Origin of the sequence: Paraflavitalea speifideaquila, from assembly GCF_032395985.1 — a bacterium.
GTDB classification, from domain to species: Bacteria; Bacteroidota; Bacteroidia; order Chitinophagales; family Chitinophagaceae; genus Paraflavitalea; species Paraflavitalea speifideaquila.
On the sequence record NZ_CP135920.1, the window covers coordinates 7,327,013 to 7,347,004 of the forward strand.

The window sequence follows — 19,992 nt, forward strand, 5'->3', positions numbered from 1 at the left end:
GGTTTAATTTGGTGTTTAATACCCTTCGTTTTGCTTCAGGTTGGGATTTACATTGGTTTCGTTGAACGGTATTGGCCATGCCCAGCCTTTGCTGTTGGAAGGCAATGAGCAAATAGTGCTGGGACTACCGGTATTGGAAGCGCAGCGGTTAATAGGCGATTTGTTCAAACGCTTGAAATCAAAAACCGGTTTCCTTCAAAGGCCATCTCTTTCCTTTTTCGGTAAAGATGGCTGTCAATAATGCATTGCCTGATTCAGTACCGGGCGTAAAGCCATCGATGCGATTTTGCCTTAAGGTATTCAGATCGCTCAGTGCATTGGATTCCTTAGTAAGCCTGAAATTGGCTTCGGCTCTTATCAGGTACAATTCGGCCACGCGGTAGGCTTTCCAATTCACTACACCATCTGTTTTGTTGCCTTTACCAATATGCTTAACAACAATAAGGCGTGGTGAGTGGGGCGTACTATTCAGATCGCCCACTACGGCCATATAAGAACTATACCGCACGTCATTGTTTTGGTCGTACAAAACAGTAAGGCCTTGTGCGGGTCGATAGGCGCTGCGGTTGCTTGGAGCGAAGTATACATTATCGTATACTCTGCCATCACCAACGTTTTCAAAGCTTACAGACCAAAGCACTTCAGCAACCGATTCATCATTCCAAATAGAGGAAAACTCATCGATAGTGCTTAGCGCCCTGCGGGTAATCACTGCAGTAGCAGCATCGGCAGCTGCCTGCCATTGTCCAGCGTAGAGGTTTACACGGGCCTGCATGGCTTTTACCACCAGCCAATCAACACGTGATTTATTAGTAGCGGTATTAATGGATTTATCCAACTCACCAGAGAGCTGCGTAGCAGCTTCAGACAGATCGGCGAGTATCTTATCGTAGGATTCTTTTACGGTGAGTCGGCCGGGCTTGGCATTGACGTCAAAGGTGGTCACATAGGGAATACCTTTAGCAGTGGAATTGCCTTCCAGTGACTCGCCATACAGACGCAGCAAATCAAAATGCACATGGGCACGGATGGCAAGCGCCTGTCCTTTGATGCGCCTGGCAGCTTTGGGATCCTGGGAAGCAATATTATCTATATCACGCAGGATGATGTTAACACCGGAAATAATGCCATAGGCGCCCAACCAGGGGTTCTTACGGTATTATCGGTAGGGATATAGGTCCATTCGGCAGTAGATTGTTCATTTCCCAGGGATTCGTCGCTTTCAATCAGATCATCACTAGAGATATCGGGTGAAATGGAGAAGGGGCCAATGCCGGCTGAGGAATAATAATCCCCTGTCTGGAAAGCATCATAAGCACCGGTAAGTACATTATCAGCATCTACGATGGTGGCCAGCGGGCTACTTCCATCCAACTGATACTCAGGTTTAATATCGATCTCCCTGGCACAGGCTGAGAACAGAAGGACCATTAGGAGAGATAAACTGTGAGCTGCAAACCGCAGGCTACGAGGCGTTTGCTTAGAACGGAAGAAAAGGTAAGAGCCGCTCTTTTTTTACCTGATTATATTTATTGATGGTTATTTTCATTACTGTTTTTTTAAATTGAACAATTCCTGTTGTTTAGAAGCCAATGTTGATACCTGCTGTTATTGTTTTGAGAGTAGGATACTGAGCTCCCGCATTCAGAACAGAGCTGCCCGAAACCGGGGCTTCGGGGTCATAACCCCTGTATTTGGTTTCAGTGAACAGGTTTTGGCCTTGTACAAAAACACGCAGGCTACTGATCTTCGCTTTATCCAGCAATGCTTTAGGGAAATTATAGGCGAGTTGTACATTCCTCAACCGCCAATAACTGCCATTTTCTACAAAATGAGTTGTTTTATCGAGATTGTAAGCACTGGGATCAGGACGTGGAATATCGGTTCTGTCTCCTGGCTGCCGCCATTCGCGTAAGAGGTCTTTAGAAAGACTGGAACCGGGATATCCGGGATACTCTACGTTGAACCGGTCGTTATTATACAACTCATTACCCAGTGCAAATACCCAGAATATCTGGAGCTCCAGGGCCTTGTAGCGGAAAGTATTGGTAATACCACCAAAGTACGGGGCATCAGCAGTACCGAGGTACGCGTTGTTATCCGCAGTGAAGTTTTTGGTTATTTTACCATCCTTGTCATAATACAAGGCGTCACCGTTGGTGGGATCTACACCTGCATATTTTACTAAGTACAGGGTATTAAAGCGGCTTGCCAATTTTTAAAACGCTCACGCCGTCATTTACCAGTACATTGTCTTCACCGCCTGCTCCCAATTCAAGGATGGTGTTTTTATTGTAGGTAAAATTACCATCAATGATCCAGCTGAAATCGCGTGTGCTAACGGGAACACCACGCAGGCTTACTTCAATACCCCTGTTGCGCAAACGGCCCGCATTGGACAGGATGGTTGCAAAACCAGAGGTCATGGATATGGTTTTGTTGTAAAACAGGTCTCTGGTAAGGCTATTGTAATATTCTACCGAACCACTGATGCGGTTTTTCAACAGGGCAAATTCAATACCCAGGTTGAGGGTTTGTCTGGTTTCCCACCGTAAGTCGGGGTTGCCGGGTGAGGCCAGTCCCAATCCCGTAACTCCGCCATAATTGATCTTACCGAATAAAGCTCTTGCTGCAAAATCAGTGATACCAGTCTGATTACCCACGGTACCATAACTGGCTTTTACCTTGAACTGTTCCACGACTGTTTTCCAGGAATCAAAGAAAGGTTCATCAGAGACTATCCAGCTGGCGCCCACATTGTAAAAATCGGCCCATTTGTTATTGGTACCAAAACGCGAAGAACCGTCACGACGATAACCTGCCTGGAAAAAATAGCGGTTCTTATAACCGTAATTGGCTTCACCAAAATAGGATACCAATGAGTTATTAGTACCAGTTCCTCCCACTACAGGGATGTATCCGTTATCCCGTGTACCATCGGTAATACCTGCTTCATTGGGGAAGGGCAGGGTAAATCCAAAGCCCGTAAAGTTGAACCGGTTAAAATCATTTTTCAATATTTCCTGGTAAATGGTGGCACTGATATCATGATCGCCAAAAGTATTTTTGTAATTGATAGAGTTGGTCCCCACGTACCGGAAATTGCGGTCGAAATAGCGCAACAAGCTGCCTTGTCCGCCCTGGGCCTGTTTACCGGCATTGGTACCTGGTGCATTGTAGACCTCTCTTTCATTTTGGGTGTAATCAAAGCCCCAGTTGGTGCGCAGGGTAAATCCTTTTACAAATGTGGGCTTGTATTCAACAAAAGCATTGGCAACTCCTTTCCATTGAGGAAAACGGCGTTTGTTTTCCAGCAGCTCCTGTAAAGGATTTGGCTGGCCATTTGAGGTAGGATCCTGCAAGTATTTGCCATCCTTGTCGTATGGTGTAAAATAAGGTAGTGACCAACGGACTCCATTGAGTGGTGAAACAATGCTTTGGTTGTTTTCAGAAGTATTGTTCAAGATAGAGTACCCAAAAGAGGTATTTATCCCGAAACGGAGTTTATCAGTACCACTTTCGAGGTTGATACGACCAGTATATCTTTTTACATCGGTAGCTTGTACCACGCCTGTTTGATTCATGTAACCGAGGGAGGCGTAGAACCGGGTACGATCATTTCCCCGGAAGCGCTTAACTGATGCATCTGGGTAATACCCGTACGAAAGAAAACATCTTCCCAATCGGTATTGATATTTTTAAACTGTCCCTTTCGGCCTTAGACCAACCATTAGGATTACCACGGTCCATTTCGTAGGCCAGTTTTTCCTGTGTGCTCATCAGTTCCAGTTTCTGACGAGGCCATTTGCTTTGACCATACTGTACGTCATAGTTAAACCGAACAGGGCCGGAACGTCCTCTGCGGGTAGTGATCACTACAACACCGCCTGCCCCGCGCGACCCATAGATGGCTGCAGCGGATGCATCTTTCAACAGAGTAATACTTTCAAAATCGCCCTGGTTGAGGGTGGCAAAATCAGCCGAATTGATTTGAACGCCATCCACTACATACAGTGGGGCGGTAGATCCGGTGATAGAACCACGGCCACGGATCACGATCTCGGCGGCAGCGCCAGGTTGCCCGGTACCGCTTCTTACATTAACACCTGTGGCCTGACCTTGCAGCAACTGATCAAAAGATGCAGCAGGCTGGGTGCGGACATCATCAATGCCCACCACGCTGGCTGAACCAGCCGAAGCACGTTTTGACCGGGCAGTATACCCAGTTACCAGTACTTCAGTGAGTGCCCCCTGGCTACGTGTCAGCTGTACGTTAATCAACGGCACATCAGTAACGGTTACCTCTTTTTCCGCCGAACCTGCTGAAGAAATGACCAAAACATCGCCAATAGCGGCACGAACTGTAAACTTTCCCGCAGCATCGGCTGCCACACCGGTACGTGCGCCTTTAACTTTTACGGAAGCAAATGCAATGGGCTCTCCTCTTTCATCAACAATACGCCCATTAATATTTTTTGATTGTGCGAATGAGTAGAGAGTAATGAACATTGCAAGGAAATGCAATAGGATTTTCCTCATAAGAAGTGTTTTAGATAGCTAAAATGTTAATTGGCCATTAATAAGAGGCATGGAAATAGTCTGGTGCTGCTGCGCTGATCAGTTTTTTTGACCGCTTGCATAGGAAAATGCCCAATAACTTATCATGACAACAAAATAATAATCCAGGCACACGTTTACCCGGAAGGATAACCGAATACCTGTAACGAATACCTGGCCGGCATACCGGAAAAGGGGTATCTACTGCAATATGCAGTTATTGTATGGGTGAGAAGGCAGCACTTGGATGGATCCTCATAACGGATGGCTGAACCGCCCAATTAGACAGCCGAAATACCACGATACGATCACAAACGGCCCTAAGCCCTCAAAGCTGCAACGAGGTAGTTTATTTTTGTATGCAATTCTACAGGGCGGAAGGGTTTATGAATAAAATCGGTGAATCCCTTCTGCAAAAGGTCCTCCTGCATATTGTCGTACACCGCGGCGGTAAAGGCTACTACGGGGATATTGTGGTTGAGCTTCCTGATCTCCCGGAGGGCTGTAGCTCCATCCATTTCGGGCATTTCAAGATCAATCAGGAGGAGATCAAATTCTTCTTTCCGGAATTTTTCGACAGCTTCCCTGCCATTAACGGCTTCGCTAACCTGTATCCCCCATTTGGCGAGGAAACGCCTGGCAATAGCCAGGTTTACTGGATTGTCTTCGGCAATGAGTACCCTGATACCGGGCAATTGGCAGAGCTGGCTGCTATTTTCCTCATGGATATAGCGGGGCCGGCTTTCATTGACCTTCAACTCTACGGTAAAGTGGAAAGCACTCCCCTTCCCTTCTTCGCTTTCCAGCAAGAGATCACTATTAAACTTGTTGACGATCTTTTTGGTGATGGCCAATCCCAGGCCTGTTCCGCCATATTTACGGGTCGTATTTACATCGGCCTGTGTAAAGGTTTCAAATATTTCACGGTGTTTATTTCTTGGGATACCAATGCCGGTATCCATTACAATAAATTGGATGGTGGCTTTGGCACTGGAAGCAAAGAGTTTTCGCACGGCCAGGGTGATCTTACCCTCATGGGTAAATTTAATGGCATTGGACAGCAGGTTGCTTAATACCTGGTTTAGGCGGGTTTCATCGGTAATGAACTCGGCATTGAGGCGATCGTCGATATCGGTCTTAAATTCCAGCCCTTTGCCTTTTATCTGTGAAGCAAATTGAGTAGATAGCTGCAGTATAAACTCTTTGATATTGACGGGGGCTTCGGCCAGCTCCAGTTTACCTGCCTCAATTTTATTGTAATCCAGGATATCATTGATGAGCATCATCATGTGCTCGGACGAAAACTTCAGGATATCGAGGTGGGCTTTCTGGGAGGGTGAGTGTTCCTCCTGCACCAGCAGGTTGGAAGCGCCGATGATACCATTTAAGGGAGTTCGCAGTTCATGGCTCATATTGGACAGGAACCTTGATTTGGCCTTGGCCGCTACCTCGGCTTTTTCTTTGGCCTTCATCAGTTCAAACTCGGTCATCTTTACATGGGATACATCGAGGATACTGATCTTGGTATACCGAATATCCTTGTAAGAAAAGGGGGCCACGCTTACATAGCCATGGAAAGTACGGCCGGATTGGGTGGTAAAGGCCAGTTCACCCTGCCAGCTCTGTGTACCTTCGGATACGCTTTTTTCTATCGCATTGAAACGACGTACATGGTCCTCATCAAACCAGTTCTCCACATGTGAACCTTCTATTTCACGTTTCTCCTGCACATCAAACAATTCCAGGGCGCGACGGTTACAGCTTGCTATAATACCCGACTGGCTGTATATAATAAATACGCCATCGAGGGAAGTATTAAAAATGGTGTCGCCAAACTTTTTCTCCTGCAGGATGGCCACTTCATTATCCTTATTTACACGCAGGATGGAATAAGAGAAAATAATGGTCATACATAAGGAAATGACGAGGTTGCTGCTGTACAGGCGGGTGTACAAAGCATCGTTGATGACCTGTACGGTATTGGTATAGGGCGATAATTTCAGGCAAACGAGGGAGGCTATTACGGTAATGGTATATACAATAAATAATTCTCTTGAGTTGCGCCTGATACTTACCACAAAGGTTAGGACCAGGAAATAGGGAAATAAAAGGTATTCACCGGCCTTGAGGCCTTCGATATAACTGATAACGATCAGGTATAGGTTGAGGTTAACTACAGCAATGATACGGCCTGTTTCCAACTTGCGGCGGGAGCCAAAATAAAAAGCCAATAAGAAAAAATAGGCGGATGTGATATTGATGAGTGCACTGATGTACAGCTTATGATAGAAATAGGATACTACAGAAAAGAAGTTGACGAGTAATGCGAGTAGGATGAACTGGTTGAAGCCAATGATCTTTTTGCGCTGGTCTTTAGTAATACCCTCCTGGAGCCCTGAAAACACAATATCCCGGTAAATTGACCACCCCAGATATAATAATTTCTGCTTCATAGAGTTATTGGATTATGGATTAGTAGCAAAACGGGTTAACCAACCTGTTATGTAACGAAAAAACGAAAATCTATTTCCCATGAACCAGCCCACCCTATCTAAGCAATTCATTTTCAATGAAAAAATAAATAGTGATTACCTGTTCAGCCTTTATGCGGATGATTATCCCTATATGGAGGAGGTATTTTCGATAACGCTGCAACACTTCGACGAAGATTTCGAATCAATCCAGGTGGCATATTCGGTTGACAATATCGGGGATCTGAAAAGGGGGTTCATAAAATGAAGCCTGCTTTTGGATTTGTGGGGCTTACGGATATACAGCAGATCTGTGCGGAATTTGAAGAGGCTTGCTCACAGGCAGCAGGAACGGAGGAATTGAAGGGGGCTATAAAAACCTGGTGGCTTCATTGGAAGAAGGCAAGCTGATCCTGGCCTCGGAATACCGCAAGTTGAAAGACTTTAATGCCAACCCTCTATGAGTCTAAAATGCGTCATTGTAGAAGACCTCCAGGTAGCTGCTGACTACCTGGCCAAATGCTGCGAAAAAGTGGACGGATAGATGTATTAGCTCATTTTCCCAATGTACAGGAAGCACTGGTTTACCTGAACCAACATTCGGTGGACCTTCTTTTTCTCGACGTAGAAATGCCGGGCGCTACGGGCTTTGAACTACTGGATCAATTGGCTTATTTCCCTAAAGTAGTACTTACTACTTCCAAATCGGAATATGCCTATGATGCCTTTGAATACAAGGTGACGGACTTCCTGAAAAAGCCATTCACTTATCAGCGTTTCCTGGAGTCACTGCAAAAACTTAATACTGCTGCACCGGAAAACAATGCCGTCAGTACAGCTACGGATCATATATTCATTAAAAGTGACGGTAAACTGGTAAGGCTCAATAATGATGATATTCTTTATATTGAAAGCATGGGTGATTATGTGAAGTTTGTAACAGCCGATAAAAAATATGTTACCCACAATACAATCAAGAACCTGGAAGAGAAAGTAGATAAAGGCTCCTTTATTAAGGTACATCGCTCATATATTATCAACATCACGAAGATTGACGATATCCGGGAAAATGACCTGTTCATCAAGGGAAATGAAATACCCATCAGCAAGGCGCACCGGAGTGAGGTGATGAAACGGTTGAATATTATTTAAGTCAAGCCATGGGCTACAATCTGTGGGCTGCGAGCTTGGGGGTAGTAGGCGTGGGAATTAAGCTTTAGTCATAGGTTGTTTCGTCTTGTAAGATAGTGATCCCGCTTAGGCGGGATTTTTATGGGTATTGGTTACCAGGCTGTACCGGGTGTGCAGGGCAGGATTTAGCAGGGCTTGGACTGTTCATATTTAACCAATCTAATAATAATCAGGTGGTTATCTTTTTAATGGGTCCCAGGTGAATTTACCTCCCATTTACTTATCGGGAAAAGGGGGTGATTCGTCGGGTTTTTGGGTCCAAAAACTAAAAAAATTCCGGCACTGCGCCGCTTTTTACACCTTTGTATCAGCAAGAAACGAGGACATAAACACAACCAAAACGGGCTGATTATAGTAAAAATATTAATTGCGACGGTTATCTCTATACGCTTAGTTCACGCAAATGAAGTCCGTACAGTATGAAAACTAATGGGTAAAACGCTCCAGCCTTTACCCATCCGATCCCCCAGGATTTCATTGGAAGCAGCCGAACCACCTGGTTCGGTTGCTTTTTTTATAGTCCACCGATTTACTGGTTAATTCCCCAAAACGACGTTCCGCCACTGTTTAGGAAAAAAATAGGTTGGCGTAAAAAGAATCTGCATCTTTGTTTGATGGACCGGTACCCGGACCTGCCCCGGGATTCACATTCAAGCCGGCTTCACGGAGCCGCGCTCAGATCTAACTATCCCATGGAAAATTTAATGATCAGACAGTAATCTCCTCGAAGGAAAACCTCTGCCAATACCTCTGATGACCAACTGATCAAATATTCTATAACCCTTATCTGGTATAGATAGATTCAGTAAGACGTTTGACGACCCACAGTAAAGAATTTAAAGCTGCTCCGTGAAGCAGCTTTTTCTTTTAACCCAACCCAATCTCATCATGGCGTTCGGGTATCTCTACATCGAGAAATCCTTTTTCAGGAGGCGTTGTCTGAATTGTTCCTGTACTTCATATTCACCATGCACCAGGAATAGTTTTTTTACCTGGCGGGGTCCTGGCCGGAGAGGAATTGGCTAAGGTCTTCATAATCGCCATGGGCGCTCATGCTACGAATAGAGCCCACTTCGGCATTCACTTCATGGCGTACGCCAAAGATGCCTACTTCTTTTGCGCCGGCTATGAGGCGGCCGCCCAGTGAAGTAGGTTCACAATAACCGGTCAATAAGATGGTATTGCGGCTATTCTCAATATTGTTACTGATATGGTGTTTCACACGGCCGGCTTCGGCCATACCGCTGGCAGAAATGATGACACAGGGCTCATTACGGAAATTGAGCAATTTGGATTGCTCTACCGTCTTTACATATTTGAGGCCGGTAAAGGCAAAAGGATCACTATCGGTTTTGAGTACCTGTTGAATATGTTTGTTGAAGTAGCCAGGGAACTTTTTGACGAGCTCGGTCACTTCAATACTAAGCGGGCTATCTACGAAATAATCCAGTTTGGGCAACCGGTTTTCAAGCTCCAGCTGGTTTAATGCATAGAGTAGTTCCTGGGTACGGCCTACGCTGAATGCAGGCATAATGAGTTTGCCTTTTTCTGAAAGCAGGTTTTATTGATCCACTGTAATAACTGGTCGGGGGTAGTAACATGTACATCATGGAGGCTATTGCCATAAGTGGATTCAAGGAGTATATAATCAGCCTGGGGGAAGTCGTCGGGCGATTTCAAAATAACATCGCGGTAGCGGCCTACGTCGCCACTAAAAGTGAGGCGGGTAGTTTTGCCATTTTCTTTGATGCGCAGGTGTACGGCCGCACTGCCAATGATATGGCCTGCATCGGTATAGAGTAGCTCCACATTTTCATCAATGGTAAACCATTTGTCGTATTCTACTTCTACAAAACGATCGAGGGCGGCCCAGGCATGTTCTTTGGTATACAGGGGTTCTATATAGGGCTTGCCTTCGGCAGCTCTTTTCTTGTTGGCATACTTAACATCATTTTCCTGGATGCCGGCAGAATCTTCCAGCAAAAGGGCTGTGAGGTCCCTGGTGGCAGGCGTACAAAATATTTTGCCGGTAAAACCATCCTTTACCAATTTAGGGATCAATCCACTGTGATCGATATGGGCATGTGAGAGAATGAGGAAGGTAATCTGCCGGGGATCAAAACCCCAGGTATGATTGAGTGAATCGGTTTCGGTGCCCATTCCCTGAAACATCCCGCAATCGAGCAGGTATCTCTTTCCATTGGTTAATGAAACGAGGTGTTTTGAGCCGGTAACGGTACGGGCGGCGCCGTGGAAAGCAATTTTCATTGTTAAGTATTTCGGATTATCATTGATGGTTTACTGCTCAATATTCAATTTTTTACTTTAAAAGACCAGGTGAACAAAAACTCTGCAACGGATTCGCCTTTGTCATTCATACCGGAAGACCTGGCAATGAGTGATTGACCTTCGCCGGTAGCGATTGCTTTTTCGATAGCTTCTTTTAAGAGGGATCCATCCACACAGGTAAAGGTGGTAAGGCCGGTTGCTTTTTTGAAATAAGTAGCTTCCATCTTCACGATCAACATGGATACAGCGGGGTTTCGTTTATAAACATGCATCATAGCCAGTGCCCCGGTAGATAATTCTGACGCCATAGCCAGGCAGGCAAAATAGGTAGAACGGAAAGGATTTTGTGTAAACCATTTGTAAGGTACGGTAACGGTACATTTCTTTTCATTCACCTCCATAATACGCACACCAGAAAACCAGGCAGCGGGTAGCTTAGAGAAAAGGAAGAACCTGCTTTTTACAGGATGCTTCATAAGTTGTATAAATGCCTCTGCTTGTGTTGACATACTATTTTTCTTGTATGAAGCGGGATCCAATGCTTTAGGTGCCCAATTGTCGAAAAATTCAATGACTCTTTCCTTACTATAGCCCTTGTCTTGTTCCAGGTAAGCAGAGTTTTGAGTATGCAACCGGTTGCCCGTTCCATCCAGGATGATGAATACCGGGAAACCAAATCGCTGGGGATAACCAAAACGGGCCAGGAGTTTATCGTTCTCGTTTTCCTTGCTGTAATTGAGGTGATATACCACATAATTGGCTTTCACCAACGAGTCAATGGAAAGGTCTTTGGTAATAAAATCATGGAAACGGGCACACCATACACACCAGTTGCCACCTATCTGCACAAATACATATTTACCGGCGTCTTTGGCTTCTTTTATCTTTTCATTCAATACCTTTTCCGCATTTCCGGTTGGTTTGTATAAATTAAAACTTTTCATATCCTGAGCATGCAGGACAGAAGCTGTGAGCAGGAGAGAAAAAGGAATAGGTATTTCATAATGAAATATAAGAATAGCGTATTAAGGATTCAGCTTACAGGTAAAACCTGGTTACTTGGTAATTTCAACAATAGTAGCGACTACTTTGTTCTCATCGCCTCCCGCATTGAAGTGCATCGTTCCTTTTCCTGTATTGTCAAAACGAACATTTCTGACGAGGCGGCCCGATAAAGCGGAGTTCAACCGAGCTGCATAGTCAGATTGTGGATTGCGGCTAATCTGCTCATTGAGGGCATACCAGTCAAGTGGCTCTTTGCTTACCACTACGGCCATCACATCGCGCTTACCGATACTGTCGGGCGTCATGCTTTTATCTTTAGGGAAAAGCCTATAGCCGGTGATACCACAAAAAGGAGCATATTTCGTTTTCTTCGGATCGTCTTTACTGGGATAAGGGAATAAGGTGTAACTGGTACCATCGGTTTCCTTGCCAAAAACATAGATATAGCATTCAGTACTGTTTTTCACTTCTATCTTGAACCGGCTGCCTGGCTGTAAAGGGCTGGTGGTTTCAAAAACGTTGTTACCTGCCAGGCGCAGGGATACATATCCCTTGGGGACCATTCTACCATTTTCTTCGGCCACGGGCACCAGGCCGATCTCGCATTCAAAAGGCTGGTTGGCAGCCTGTCCCATTTTGGCCATTGGCTCCAGTCCATACGCTTCGCGTACAAAAGTTCTGAAATCGCCATACCGTACCCAGGCAAACCCATTGTTGCCCCATTCGGGACCCCAGCTATTCATGAGGAGGAAGGCCCCACCATATTTACGGTCATCATAACCTACTACACACATAGCATGGCCGCCAAATCCCATTTGCTGCTGATCGCCCTGCTCGGGTTGCCAAAGGTCCTGGCCCTGCATGGGCTGCATAAAGCTGGGCCCCACCATCATACCAATCACTACGGGGGCGCCCTGAGAAAGGTTTTCCCGAATAGCACGGATATCAATCACATCGGTACGATCACCCCGGGAAAGGCGGTTAAACCCGCGCATTTTGTATTGTGCAGCTTCCTGTATAAGGTCTTGTCCCGGCGGGCGGGTACAATCCTGGTCGCTATAGGGAAACCTATCGTAAGCAACAGATCCCTGTTTGGTCATGTACTCCATTGCCCGGATGATATAGGAGCCCTGGCAGCCCTGCAAGCCTATTTGGTTATACAGGAAAGAAGGGCTAAAGCGCAGGTTATTGGCAGGTTCGTTGGTACGGGCTGCTTCCAGTACGGTACGGGCGCCATAAGCACTGCTCCAGGCTACACAGCTGCCTTGCTGGCCCTGGTTTCCTACGGGAGGTGCAAACCTTTGGAGATTGGCGCTTTCGGGAAGGGGGTTCTTATTCTCATCTTCAGCCAGTGGCTCATAGATGCTGGCTTTTTCAAACTGGCGGGGATCCAAAAAGCCACCGGTAGCCAACTGTGCTACCTGGCTTAAGTTACAGCCGCCCCCGCCACGACCCAGGAGGAAATAAGCGCCCACACCAATTACTAGCAGAAACAAAATACCCTTACCCCGGAAAAGCCCCAACAGTAAAGGCAATAGGGCAAATAAACCACCACCTCCGCCTCCCCACCGGGGAAATTGGACTGGCCACCACCACTGTCATTACCGTTATCTTGTTGATCCTGCGGATCATCTACCATACGAATAGGCATATGGAAAAAGTTTTGGTTCTATATTAAATGTACCAAGAATTCATGAAACGCAAATTGAAGTGCAGAATTCGCAGAGAAACGCAGATTGCACGGATGAAGGGCAGATTATGCAGATCGGTGAAGATCGAAAACACAGCTTACGCAGATGGGAGTACAGATACGCGGATGTGGAATTGACGATTGTACAGATTGAGGGAAAGCGAATTGTGCGTATAGATGACAAACAAAGAGCTACACTTAATAAGCGCAGCTCTTTTGAAAACCCAGCAGTAAAGATCATTCGTTCAGTGAAGTTCTAAGAATATGTACGAATCATTGGGTAGGACAGATTTCTTTTTGTTATAAGTTTTTTGAAAGGAGTCTTCATTTTTACCACATCGTGGTATTTTATGCCTTCTGCAAAGGCGGTAACTTGCCGCTTCATCGTCACCATATAACCTAAAAATTGTACCATGGCTCTAAAAAGAAAACCTCCAAAAGGCCGTAAAAAAGCCCCTCCGTCTAAAGCCACAGCACCTAAAAAAACAGCCAATGCCGCTACCAAATCAACTAAGATATCACCTGTATTAAGAAGTAAAGGAGCACATACAGTGTATGTAGATTCGCGTTTCTTCTTTCCTGCCGATAGCAGCCTGGGATATATTGATCACTTCCAGGAAGGACGCCAAACGGTAACACCGGGTACCGGACTGGTTGCAGCGCTTCCTTTACCAGTAAATGCAGTAATCAGATCAATAACTGTATATTATAAGAATACGAGCAGAGAAGATATGCAGTTCATTATCCTGAAGAAAAGTATTGATCACCATTGCCCCAGTGGAGAAGTGGAAGTAACTATTGATTTTTTACCTCCTGCCAGTTTGCCTCCCGATGATTTTGTAGCCAAATACATTGATCATTTCGATGCAGGCGGGCTTATCAAAGACAAATATTTATACTTCATAGAAGTGTATGGAACCGGTAAACCCAGCGAAAAAGATGTGCGCCTGTTAAGGGGTATCAGTATTGACTATACGTATTTAGGATAAAAGTCCGGAAGACCGAAAGTCTGGAAGACCGAAAGCCAGAAAAAGACAAGTCTTACCATCAGCAAATTTCAAGGGAAAGTATATAGCATGAAAACAACAACGGGTCTTTCCTGTGGGGGAAAAGACCCGTTTTTATTTGTCAGTCGGAAAGACCGGAAGTCCGGAAGACCGAAAGCTATGAATTCGGTGTTTAAAGTTGCCGGAATGTACGAGGTTATCTCTTACAAGACCTCGATCTGGTTACGCAGGAGGTCTTTAAACTCATCACGTTTGCGAATAAGGTGTGCCTTACCATCGATGACCATTACTTCGGCTGGTTTATAACGGGAATTGAAGTTGGACGACATTTCAAAACCGTAGGCACCGGCATTGCGGAAAACCAGGTAATCACCTTCACGTACTTCCTGCAAAGTACGATCCCAGGCAAAGGTGTCGGTTTCACAAATATTGCCTACTACAGAATATTGCTTTGGCTCGCCGGCTGGATTGCTGATATTCTCAATATGGTGGTAAGCATCGTAGAACATAGGGCGAATGAGGTGATTGAAACCACTGTCGACACTTACGAAAGTAGCGGCAGAAGTTTGTTTCATTACATTGACCTGGGTAATGAAATAACCACATTCGCTTACCAGGAACTTGCCGGGTTCAAACCATACTTGCAGGGGACGGCCGCCGGGATTGGGATGTGCAGCAAATGCCTCGCTTACTTTTTGCGCCAGCAGGTTGATATCGGTTTCCACATCCCCTCCTGGTAGGGTACTTTGAAACCACCACCCAGGTCAATAAACTCCAGTTCTTTAAATTGGGGAACGATATCAAATAATACCTCGATGCCTTTTACAAAAATAGCTACATCCTTGATCTCGCTACCGGTATGAATGTGCAGGTCGCTGATGCGCAGGTTATGCTTTTTCACTACTGCCAATATCTGATCGATCTGGTCGACCGGAATACCAAACTTACTTTTATCATGACCCGTGGAAATTTTGAGGTTGCCCCCTGCCATGATATTGGGACGTAGGCGAAGGCCCACAGGATAAGAATGACCGTATTGTGCACCAAATTTGTCGAGATTGGATAAACTGTCGATATTAATAATAATGCCCAGTTCTTTAGCTTCTGCTATTTCACTGAAGGCAATGCCATTGGAAGTGTAGAGAATACGTTCAGGAGGGAAGCCAGCATGGAGTGCCAGCTTAGCTTCGTTGATGGAACTGCAATCAACATTGGCCCCGAGGGAGCATATATATTTAAGAATATTAATATTGGTTAATGCCTTACAGGCATAAAAGAATACGGTATTGCTTTCCCGGAATGCGGTGGTGAGCTTTTCGTATTGCTCTTTTATTTTTCAGCGTGGTAAACGTACAGGGGTGTGCCGAATTCCTGGGCTAGTTGGGCTAAGTATTCTTTTGAAAGTTGCTGTGGCATAGTTTGCGAATATACTGGTAAAAAAATGTCACAGCATGGGCTATGACATTTGTATCTCAAAAAACTATTTCTCAAAAGATGCCGGAAATTGCGTGCTTATTTAGGCTTTCCGTCTTTGTCGTCTTCATCCTCATCATCTCCGTTTTCTCCCTCCTCATCTTCATCTTGATCATCATCGTTATCCAACTCCTCGTCATCTTCTTCATTCTCACTATCTTCTTCGTCCTCCTCCTCGTCTTCGTCCTCTCCTTCCTCGTCATCACTATCATCATCTTCCTCCTCTCCATCTTCATCAGGCTCTTGCTCTTCTTCCTCCTCACGAGCCGCTTCCAACATTTCTTCTTCGGTTTCTATTTCTTCTTCGGTTTCTTCACTTGATTCCTCTTCCGATGCTGTTTCTTGCAGGCTATCAACGGCTGGCGCTTCTTCGCCGGTCAATTCTTCTTCAGTTGTATCCGTTATTGCTTCTTCGCTGGTTTCCTCAGTAGCTACAAAGTCAATGGCCTGACCATTGAGGTGGGCACTGGTCGCACCTTCTATAAGTTCGCCATTTTCTCCCACCACCAAAACAGCATCACTGGCCTCTTCGATACTAGCTTCACCGCCGGCGACCTCATGGGCTGCCTGACCGGCAATGGCATCGTTTACATTGGTAGCATTGACCATGGCCTCATCAAATACTTCTTTGAGCTTGGGGAGGTCATCGGCCGTATTGATACCAAAGTAATCCATAAAGTTTTTGGAAGTACCGTATACGAGTGGGTGGCCGGGCATTTTCTCATTCCGTCCGGTAATTACAATAAGTTCTTTTTCCAGCAGTTTCTGGATCGCGTAATCACTGCTTACTCCGCGGATGGCTTCAATTTCGGCTTTTGTAACGGGTTGCTTGTAAGCAACGATGGAAAGGGCTTCCAGTGCAGCGGTAGACAAGCGTTTAAGAAACTTATCACCGTTGAGCTGTGCTACTGTTTTATGGTAATCGCGTTTGGTAAGGAATTGCCAGCCTCCGCCGCTTTCTCTTACTTCAAAGGGGTAGAATTCGGACCTATACTTTTCTACAATACCTTCCAATGCCGATTCTACCTGGTCCAATACGATCTTATCTTCCATAAAACCAAAGGCATTGTTGATCAGCTCGGTAAGCTCCAACCCTGTCAATGGTTTATCACTGGCAAAAATGAGGGCCTCAATATGTGGTATAAGATGTCCGATTTCCATACTGGCAGTTGATGGTTTTAGGTTTACGGTTTTTGTCTATTGTAATTGGGTAAAACCACCCACTACACAGAATAAACAATAAACTATTATCCCTGCAAGGCGGCGGCGCCACTCACAATTTCAGTGAGCTCGGTAGTGATCGCAGCCTGGCGGGCACGGTTATAGGAGATCTTGAGGTTCTTTAGTATCTCATTGGCATTTTCAGTGGCCTTATCCATGGCTGTCATCCGGGCACCATGTTCAGAAGCATGTGCATCCAATACGGCTTTGAACAATTGGGTGTTCAAAATCTTGGGCATCAGCTCGGCAATGAGTTCCTGTTGGGAAGGTTCAAATATAAAGTCGCTCTTCTTAGCGCCTTGTTTCTGTTCTACTTTGGGGATAGGCAGGAAACGCTCCAACGTAAATTGCTGGGTAGCGGCATTTTTAAATTCGCTGTATACCAGTTCCACCACATCAAACTGACCGGCTTCAAATGCTTTTACAGCAGCCTGGGCACAGGCCTGTACATTTTCAAAAGTGAGGTGGAGGAAGATATCTTTATACGTCTGATCAGCATTGTACTTGTTCTTGGAGAAATGCTCATAGCCTTTTTTCCAATGTTCCAGATCTGTACATTGCCTTTAGCAGCCTGTGCAGCATACTTTTCGGCAATGGTACTTTTAGCCAACTTAATAATATTGGCATTATAGGCGCCACTCAAACCACGGTCGCTGGTAATAACGATCAACAATACTTTTTCAACGGGTCTTTCTACAGCCAGGTTGATACCAACCTCACCATCGGCACTGCTTACAATATTGCTCAGCACTTCCTGCAATTTGCGGGCATAAGGACGCATTTGGATGATGGCATCCTGCGCTTTACGCAATTTGGCAGCACTTACCATTTTCATGGCTTTGGTGATCTGTTGCGTATTCTGTACCGATTTGATCCTATTACGTACTTCTTTTAATTGGCCCGCCATGGCAGAAAGTTAATAAGTTGAAAGTTGATAAGTTGACAGGGATCAGCTCCCCGAAAAGTGACTGTCGTGACCATATTAAGTCGCATCAATCAGCTTTTAAAATCGGCGGCAAAGGTAGCGCATAGCGGCCGGATTTCCATCCCGCTGTGGAAAAATCCGGCCCGGGTGGCCATAAAAATAGGCGCCTGCTGTAAAACCATGGCCCTACTACATTTCGTATACTTAATAAACGTACTGCTGTGACGACGATCTTCATCACCGGGGGCACCGGCTATATTGGAAAACGGCTTATAAAAGCCCTATTAAAAGAGGGGATTATAAGATTAAAGCATTGGTTCGTAAGCAGTCAGCCCCCAAACTCCCTCCTGGCTGCGAGGTTATCACCGGCAATGCATTGGATGCCACCAGCTACCTGAACCAAATTCCCCCAAGGGCTATCTTTATTCACCTGGTAGGGTACCACATCCATCGCCCCGCAAAAAGCAGGAATTCCGGGAAATCGATGGGGTATCAGTACGGGAAGCGGCCATTGCTGCGGTACAGGCTCACGTACAGCATTTTATATATATGAGTGTATGCCAGTATCCCAGCTCGATCATGAAAGACTATCAAATGGTTCGTTTTATGGGCGAAAAGCTGGTAAAAGGTACAGGCATTCCCTGCTCCTTTATTCGCCCCTGGTATGTATTGGGGCCGGGGCATTGGTGGCCACTGGCGTTGCAACCCCTCTATTGGCTGGCCTCGCTTTTTCCAGCCGGCCGGGAAATAAGTCGTCAGCAGGGGCTGGTAACCATCCACCAAATGATCGCCACGCTGGTTTTTGCTACCCGCAATGCGCCCACCACCTCCATCATTTATTCGGTACCCGATATCCGGCAAATTGGGGCCGCACCTTTACAGCTACTGCCTGCCTAGCTATGTCCTAAACTTTACCCCTGTGCGTAATTTGACAATTCCGATCTAATTTCATTAACCTTTTTGCAGCAGCTTTCTTTCTTTTGTGCTGAATGAAATATTTAGCACTTTTGTTACCTGTTCAATGATAATTATGGCCAAAGCGAAGAAAAAGACGAACCTGTAATCCTGGTTACCAACGATGATGGCGTTACCGCACCAGGCATACTGAACCTGGTAGCAGCAGTGAAAGATCTTGGAAAGATTGTAGTGGTAGCACCTGATAAGCCGCAATCGGGCATGGGACATGCTATCACCATCGGCCAGCCGTTGCGCCTTTCTCCCGTTCAATATTTTGAGGGCATAGAAGCCTACCAGTGTACCGGTACGCCGGTGGATTGTGTAAAGCTGGCAGTTGACAAGGTATTGCACCGCAAGCCCGACCTGTGCATCAGTGGCATTAACCACGGCGCCAACCATTCAATCAATGTCATTTATTCCGGCACCATGTCGGCCGCAGTAGAAGCAGCTATTGAAAGTATCCCCTCTATTGGATTCTCGCTGCTGAATCATAGTATTGAGGCCAATTTTGATGCAGCCCGCACTTATGCCCGCATTATTGTACAGCAGATGCTGAAACGAAAGTCGGATAAACATACGGTATTGAATGTGAATATTCCGGCAATAGAGGAATCGTTCATTAAAGGCATCCGCATTTGCCGGCAGGCTTATGCCAAATACGAGGAAGATTTTATTGAGCGCAATGATCCCAACGGCCGCAAATACTACTGGTTAACGGGCGAATTCGTGAATTTCGACAAAGGAAAGGATACGGATGTATGGGCGCTGGAAAATAATTATGTGAGTGTGGTGCCCGTACAATTTGATCTCACGAATTACGTTCTAAAGGACAAACTGCAAAAAATGTGGAAATTCTGATGTTCAAGAAAGACACCCTCCGCTTTGGCTTTTTGCTTGGCTTTTTAGCCCCCTGCTTAGCCTCGTAATTTATTATTTTGTCAAATTTTACCCGCTTCATTCGGTGGGAGATTTCATCACCTTTGTAGCCCAGAACAAGAACCAGGTCACTGCTATTTCCGTTCCCTGCCTCATACTCAATATTGCTCTCTTCACTTTCTACATCAATACCCGCCGGGACAAAACAGCCAAGGGTATTTTTGCCATTACCCTCATTTATGCCATTGCAGCCTTCCTGCTGAAGCTTTGGCTGTAGAAGGCGGAAAACAGCCTCTAGCTTTTTAGTTACATTGCAGGCGAAATACCTGG

Annotated in this window: 24 protein-coding genes and 2 pseudogenes; 10 read left to right on the plus strand and 16 right to left on the minus strand. The window is 45.7% G+C overall.

The window, feature by feature from the left end:
• Nucleotides 1-15 precede the first annotated feature (15 nt).
• The 7 genes from RS881_RS50315 to RS881_RS50345 all read right to left on the minus strand — a co-directional run bounded on the left by RS881_RS50315 (nucleotide 16) and on the right by RS881_RS50345 (nucleotide 7,010).
• Nucleotides 16-168 carry a RagB/SusD family nutrient uptake outer membrane protein gene (locus RS881_RS50315; RefSeq protein ID WP_315817714.1) on the minus strand — a complete coding sequence of 51 codons (153 nt, stop codon included), beginning with the start codon at nucleotides 166-168 and terminating at the stop codon, nucleotides 16-18.
• Nucleotides 169-178: 10 nt separating this feature from the next.
• The gene (locus RS881_RS50320) at nucleotides 179-1,141 is read right to left on the minus strand and encodes a RagB/SusD family nutrient uptake outer membrane protein (protein WP_315817715.1); all 963 of its coding nucleotides are present in this window, start codon (nucleotides 1,139-1,141) and stop codon (nucleotides 179-181) included.
• The gene (locus RS881_RS50325; RefSeq protein ID WP_315817716.1) at nucleotides 1,090-1,374 is read right to left on the minus strand and encodes a hypothetical protein; all 285 of its coding nucleotides are present in this window, start codon (nucleotides 1,372-1,374) and stop codon (nucleotides 1,090-1,092) included. Before RS881_RS50325 ends, RS881_RS50320 begins: the two co-directional genes overlap by 52 nt.
• 208 nt (nucleotides 1,375-1,582) lie before the next feature.
• Nucleotides 1,583-2,215 carry a hypothetical protein gene (locus tag RS881_RS50330; protein WP_315817717.1) on the minus strand — a complete coding sequence of 211 codons (633 nt, stop codon included), beginning with the start codon at nucleotides 2,213-2,215 and terminating at the stop codon, nucleotides 1,583-1,585.
• Entirely contained in the window at nucleotides 2,199-3,569 is a 1,371-nt protein-coding gene (locus RS881_RS50335; protein ID WP_315817718.1) for a TonB-dependent receptor domain-containing protein, read from the minus strand. Before RS881_RS50335 ends, RS881_RS50330 begins: the two co-directional genes overlap by 17 nt.
• A gap of 64 nt (nucleotides 3,570-3,633) precedes the next feature.
• Entirely contained in the window at nucleotides 3,634-4,539 is a 906-nt protein-coding gene (locus RS881_RS50340) for a TonB-dependent receptor plug domain-containing protein (protein ID WP_315817719.1), read from the minus strand.
• A gap of 338 nt (nucleotides 4,540-4,877) precedes the next feature.
• Nucleotides 4,878-7,010, minus strand: a complete 2,133-nt coding sequence (locus tag RS881_RS50345; RefSeq protein WP_315817720.1) for a hybrid sensor histidine kinase/response regulator — start codon at nucleotides 7,008-7,010, stop codon at nucleotides 4,878-4,880.
• Between the two features lie 79 nt (nucleotides 7,011-7,089).
• Here RS881_RS50345 and RS881_RS50350 point away from each other — a divergent pair, with 79 nt between their 5' ends.
• From RS881_RS50350 to RS881_RS50360, 4 genes and pseudogenes are all read left to right on the plus strand, one after another.
• The gene (locus tag RS881_RS50350; RefSeq protein WP_315817721.1) at nucleotides 7,090-7,296 is read left to right on the plus strand and encodes a hypothetical protein; all 207 of its coding nucleotides are present in this window, start codon (nucleotides 7,090-7,092) and stop codon (nucleotides 7,294-7,296) included.
• Nucleotides 7,293-7,340 (plus strand): annotated as a pseudogene (locus tag RS881_RS61090) (hypothetical protein); the annotation flags it as partial. The gene RS881_RS50350 and the pseudogene RS881_RS61090, both read left to right, overlap by 4 nt.
• A 20-nt stretch (nucleotides 7,341-7,360) precedes the next feature.
• Nucleotides 7,361-7,492, plus strand: coding sequence for a hypothetical protein (locus RS881_RS50355; RefSeq protein WP_315817722.1), 132 nt, complete (start codon nucleotides 7,361-7,363; stop codon nucleotides 7,490-7,492).
• Nucleotides 7,493-7,547: 55 nt separating this feature from the next.
• Nucleotides 7,548-8,180 carry a LytR/AlgR family response regulator transcription factor gene (locus RS881_RS50360; protein ID WP_315817723.1) on the plus strand — a complete coding sequence of 211 codons (633 nt, stop codon included), beginning with the start codon at nucleotides 7,548-7,550 and terminating at the stop codon, nucleotides 8,178-8,180.
• Nucleotides 8,181-9,124: 944 nt separating this feature from the next.
• Here the strand turns inward: RS881_RS50360 and RS881_RS50365 are convergent.
• The 5 genes from RS881_RS50365 to RS881_RS50385 form a co-directional block, all read right to left on the minus strand.
• On the minus strand, nucleotides 9,125-9,193 hold the full coding sequence (locus RS881_RS50365) for a hypothetical protein (RefSeq protein WP_315824874.1): 69 nt from the start codon (nucleotides 9,191-9,193) through the stop codon (nucleotides 9,125-9,127).
• A gap of 14 nt (nucleotides 9,194-9,207) precedes the next feature.
• Nucleotides 9,208-9,750 carry a hypothetical protein gene (locus tag RS881_RS50370; protein ID WP_315817724.1) on the minus strand — a complete coding sequence of 181 codons (543 nt, stop codon included), beginning with the start codon at nucleotides 9,748-9,750 and terminating at the stop codon, nucleotides 9,208-9,210.
• Entirely contained in the window at nucleotides 9,732-10,487 is a 756-nt protein-coding gene (locus RS881_RS50375) for an MBL fold metallo-hydrolase (RefSeq protein ID WP_315817725.1), read from the minus strand. The genes RS881_RS50370 and RS881_RS50375 overlap by 19 nt, the downstream gene beginning before the upstream one ends.
• 44 nt (nucleotides 10,488-10,531) lie before the next feature.
• Nucleotides 10,532-11,452 carry a thioredoxin fold domain-containing protein gene (locus RS881_RS50380; protein WP_315817726.1) on the minus strand — a complete coding sequence of 307 codons (921 nt, stop codon included), beginning with the start codon at nucleotides 11,450-11,452 and terminating at the stop codon, nucleotides 10,532-10,534.
• A 111-nt stretch (nucleotides 11,453-11,563) separates the two neighbouring features.
• Entirely contained in the window at nucleotides 11,564-13,009 is a 1,446-nt protein-coding gene (locus tag RS881_RS50385; RefSeq protein WP_315817727.1) for a C1 family peptidase, read from the minus strand.
• Nucleotides 13,010-13,271: 262 nt separating this feature from the next.
• Here RS881_RS50385 and RS881_RS50390 point away from each other — a divergent pair, with 262 nt between their 5' ends.
• Both RS881_RS50390 and RS881_RS50395 read left to right on the plus strand, forming a co-directional pair.
• A complete protein-coding gene (locus RS881_RS50390; RefSeq protein ID WP_315817728.1) occupies nucleotides 13,272-13,463 on the plus strand; it encodes a hypothetical protein in 192 nt (63 codons plus the stop codon).
• Between the two features lie 153 nt (nucleotides 13,464-13,616).
• Entirely contained in the window at nucleotides 13,617-14,192 is a 576-nt protein-coding gene (locus tag RS881_RS50395) for a hypothetical protein (RefSeq protein ID WP_315817729.1), read from the plus strand.
• Nucleotides 14,193-14,413: 221 nt separating this feature from the next.
• Here the strand turns inward: RS881_RS50395 and RS881_RS50400 are convergent, their stop codons facing one another.
• The 4 genes and pseudogenes from RS881_RS50400 to atpG form a co-directional block, all read right to left on the minus strand.
• The gene (locus tag RS881_RS50400; RefSeq protein ID WP_315817730.1) at nucleotides 14,414-14,935 is read right to left on the minus strand and encodes a diaminopimelate decarboxylase family protein; all 522 of its coding nucleotides are present in this window, start codon (nucleotides 14,933-14,935) and stop codon (nucleotides 14,414-14,416) included.
• On the minus strand, nucleotides 14,899-15,543 hold the full coding sequence (locus RS881_RS50405) for a diaminopimelate decarboxylase family protein (protein ID WP_315824875.1): 645 nt from the start codon (nucleotides 15,541-15,543) through the stop codon (nucleotides 14,899-14,901). Before RS881_RS50405 ends, RS881_RS50400 begins: the two co-directional genes overlap by 37 nt.
• A 179-nt stretch (nucleotides 15,544-15,722) precedes the next feature.
• Nucleotides 15,723-16,844, minus strand: a complete 1,122-nt coding sequence (gene scpB / locus RS881_RS50410; protein ID WP_315817731.1) for an SMC-Scp complex subunit ScpB — start codon at nucleotides 16,842-16,844, stop codon at nucleotides 15,723-15,725.
• Nucleotides 16,845-16,930: 86 nt separating this feature from the next.
• A pseudogene (gene atpG, locus RS881_RS61095) lies at nucleotides 16,931-17,811 on the minus strand (ATP synthase F1 subunit gamma).
• Between the two features lie 239 nt (nucleotides 17,812-18,050).
• Between atpG and RS881_RS61100 the strand changes: the two are divergent.
• The 4 genes from RS881_RS61100 to RS881_RS50435 all read left to right on the plus strand — a co-directional run bounded on the left by RS881_RS61100 (nucleotide 18,051) and on the right by RS881_RS50435 (nucleotide 19,939).
• Entirely contained in the window at nucleotides 18,051-18,227 is a 177-nt protein-coding gene (locus tag RS881_RS61100) for an NAD-dependent epimerase/dehydratase family protein (RefSeq protein ID WP_350340040.1), read from the plus strand.
• Nucleotides 18,228-18,378: 151 nt separating this feature from the next.
• Nucleotides 18,379-18,726, plus strand: coding sequence for a hypothetical protein (locus tag RS881_RS50425; protein ID WP_315817733.1), 348 nt, complete (start codon nucleotides 18,379-18,381; stop codon nucleotides 18,724-18,726).
• Nucleotides 18,727-18,894: 168 nt separating this feature from the next.
• Nucleotides 18,895-19,644: a 5'/3'-nucleotidase SurE gene (gene surE, locus RS881_RS50430; protein ID WP_315824877.1), complete on the plus strand. Its 750-nt coding sequence runs from the start codon at nucleotides 18,895-18,897 to the stop codon at nucleotides 19,642-19,644.
• 103 nt (nucleotides 19,645-19,747) lie between these two features.
• Nucleotides 19,748-19,939, plus strand: a complete 192-nt coding sequence (locus tag RS881_RS50435; protein WP_315817734.1) for a hypothetical protein — start codon at nucleotides 19,748-19,750, stop codon at nucleotides 19,937-19,939.
• Nucleotides 19,940-19,992 lie beyond the last annotated feature (53 nt).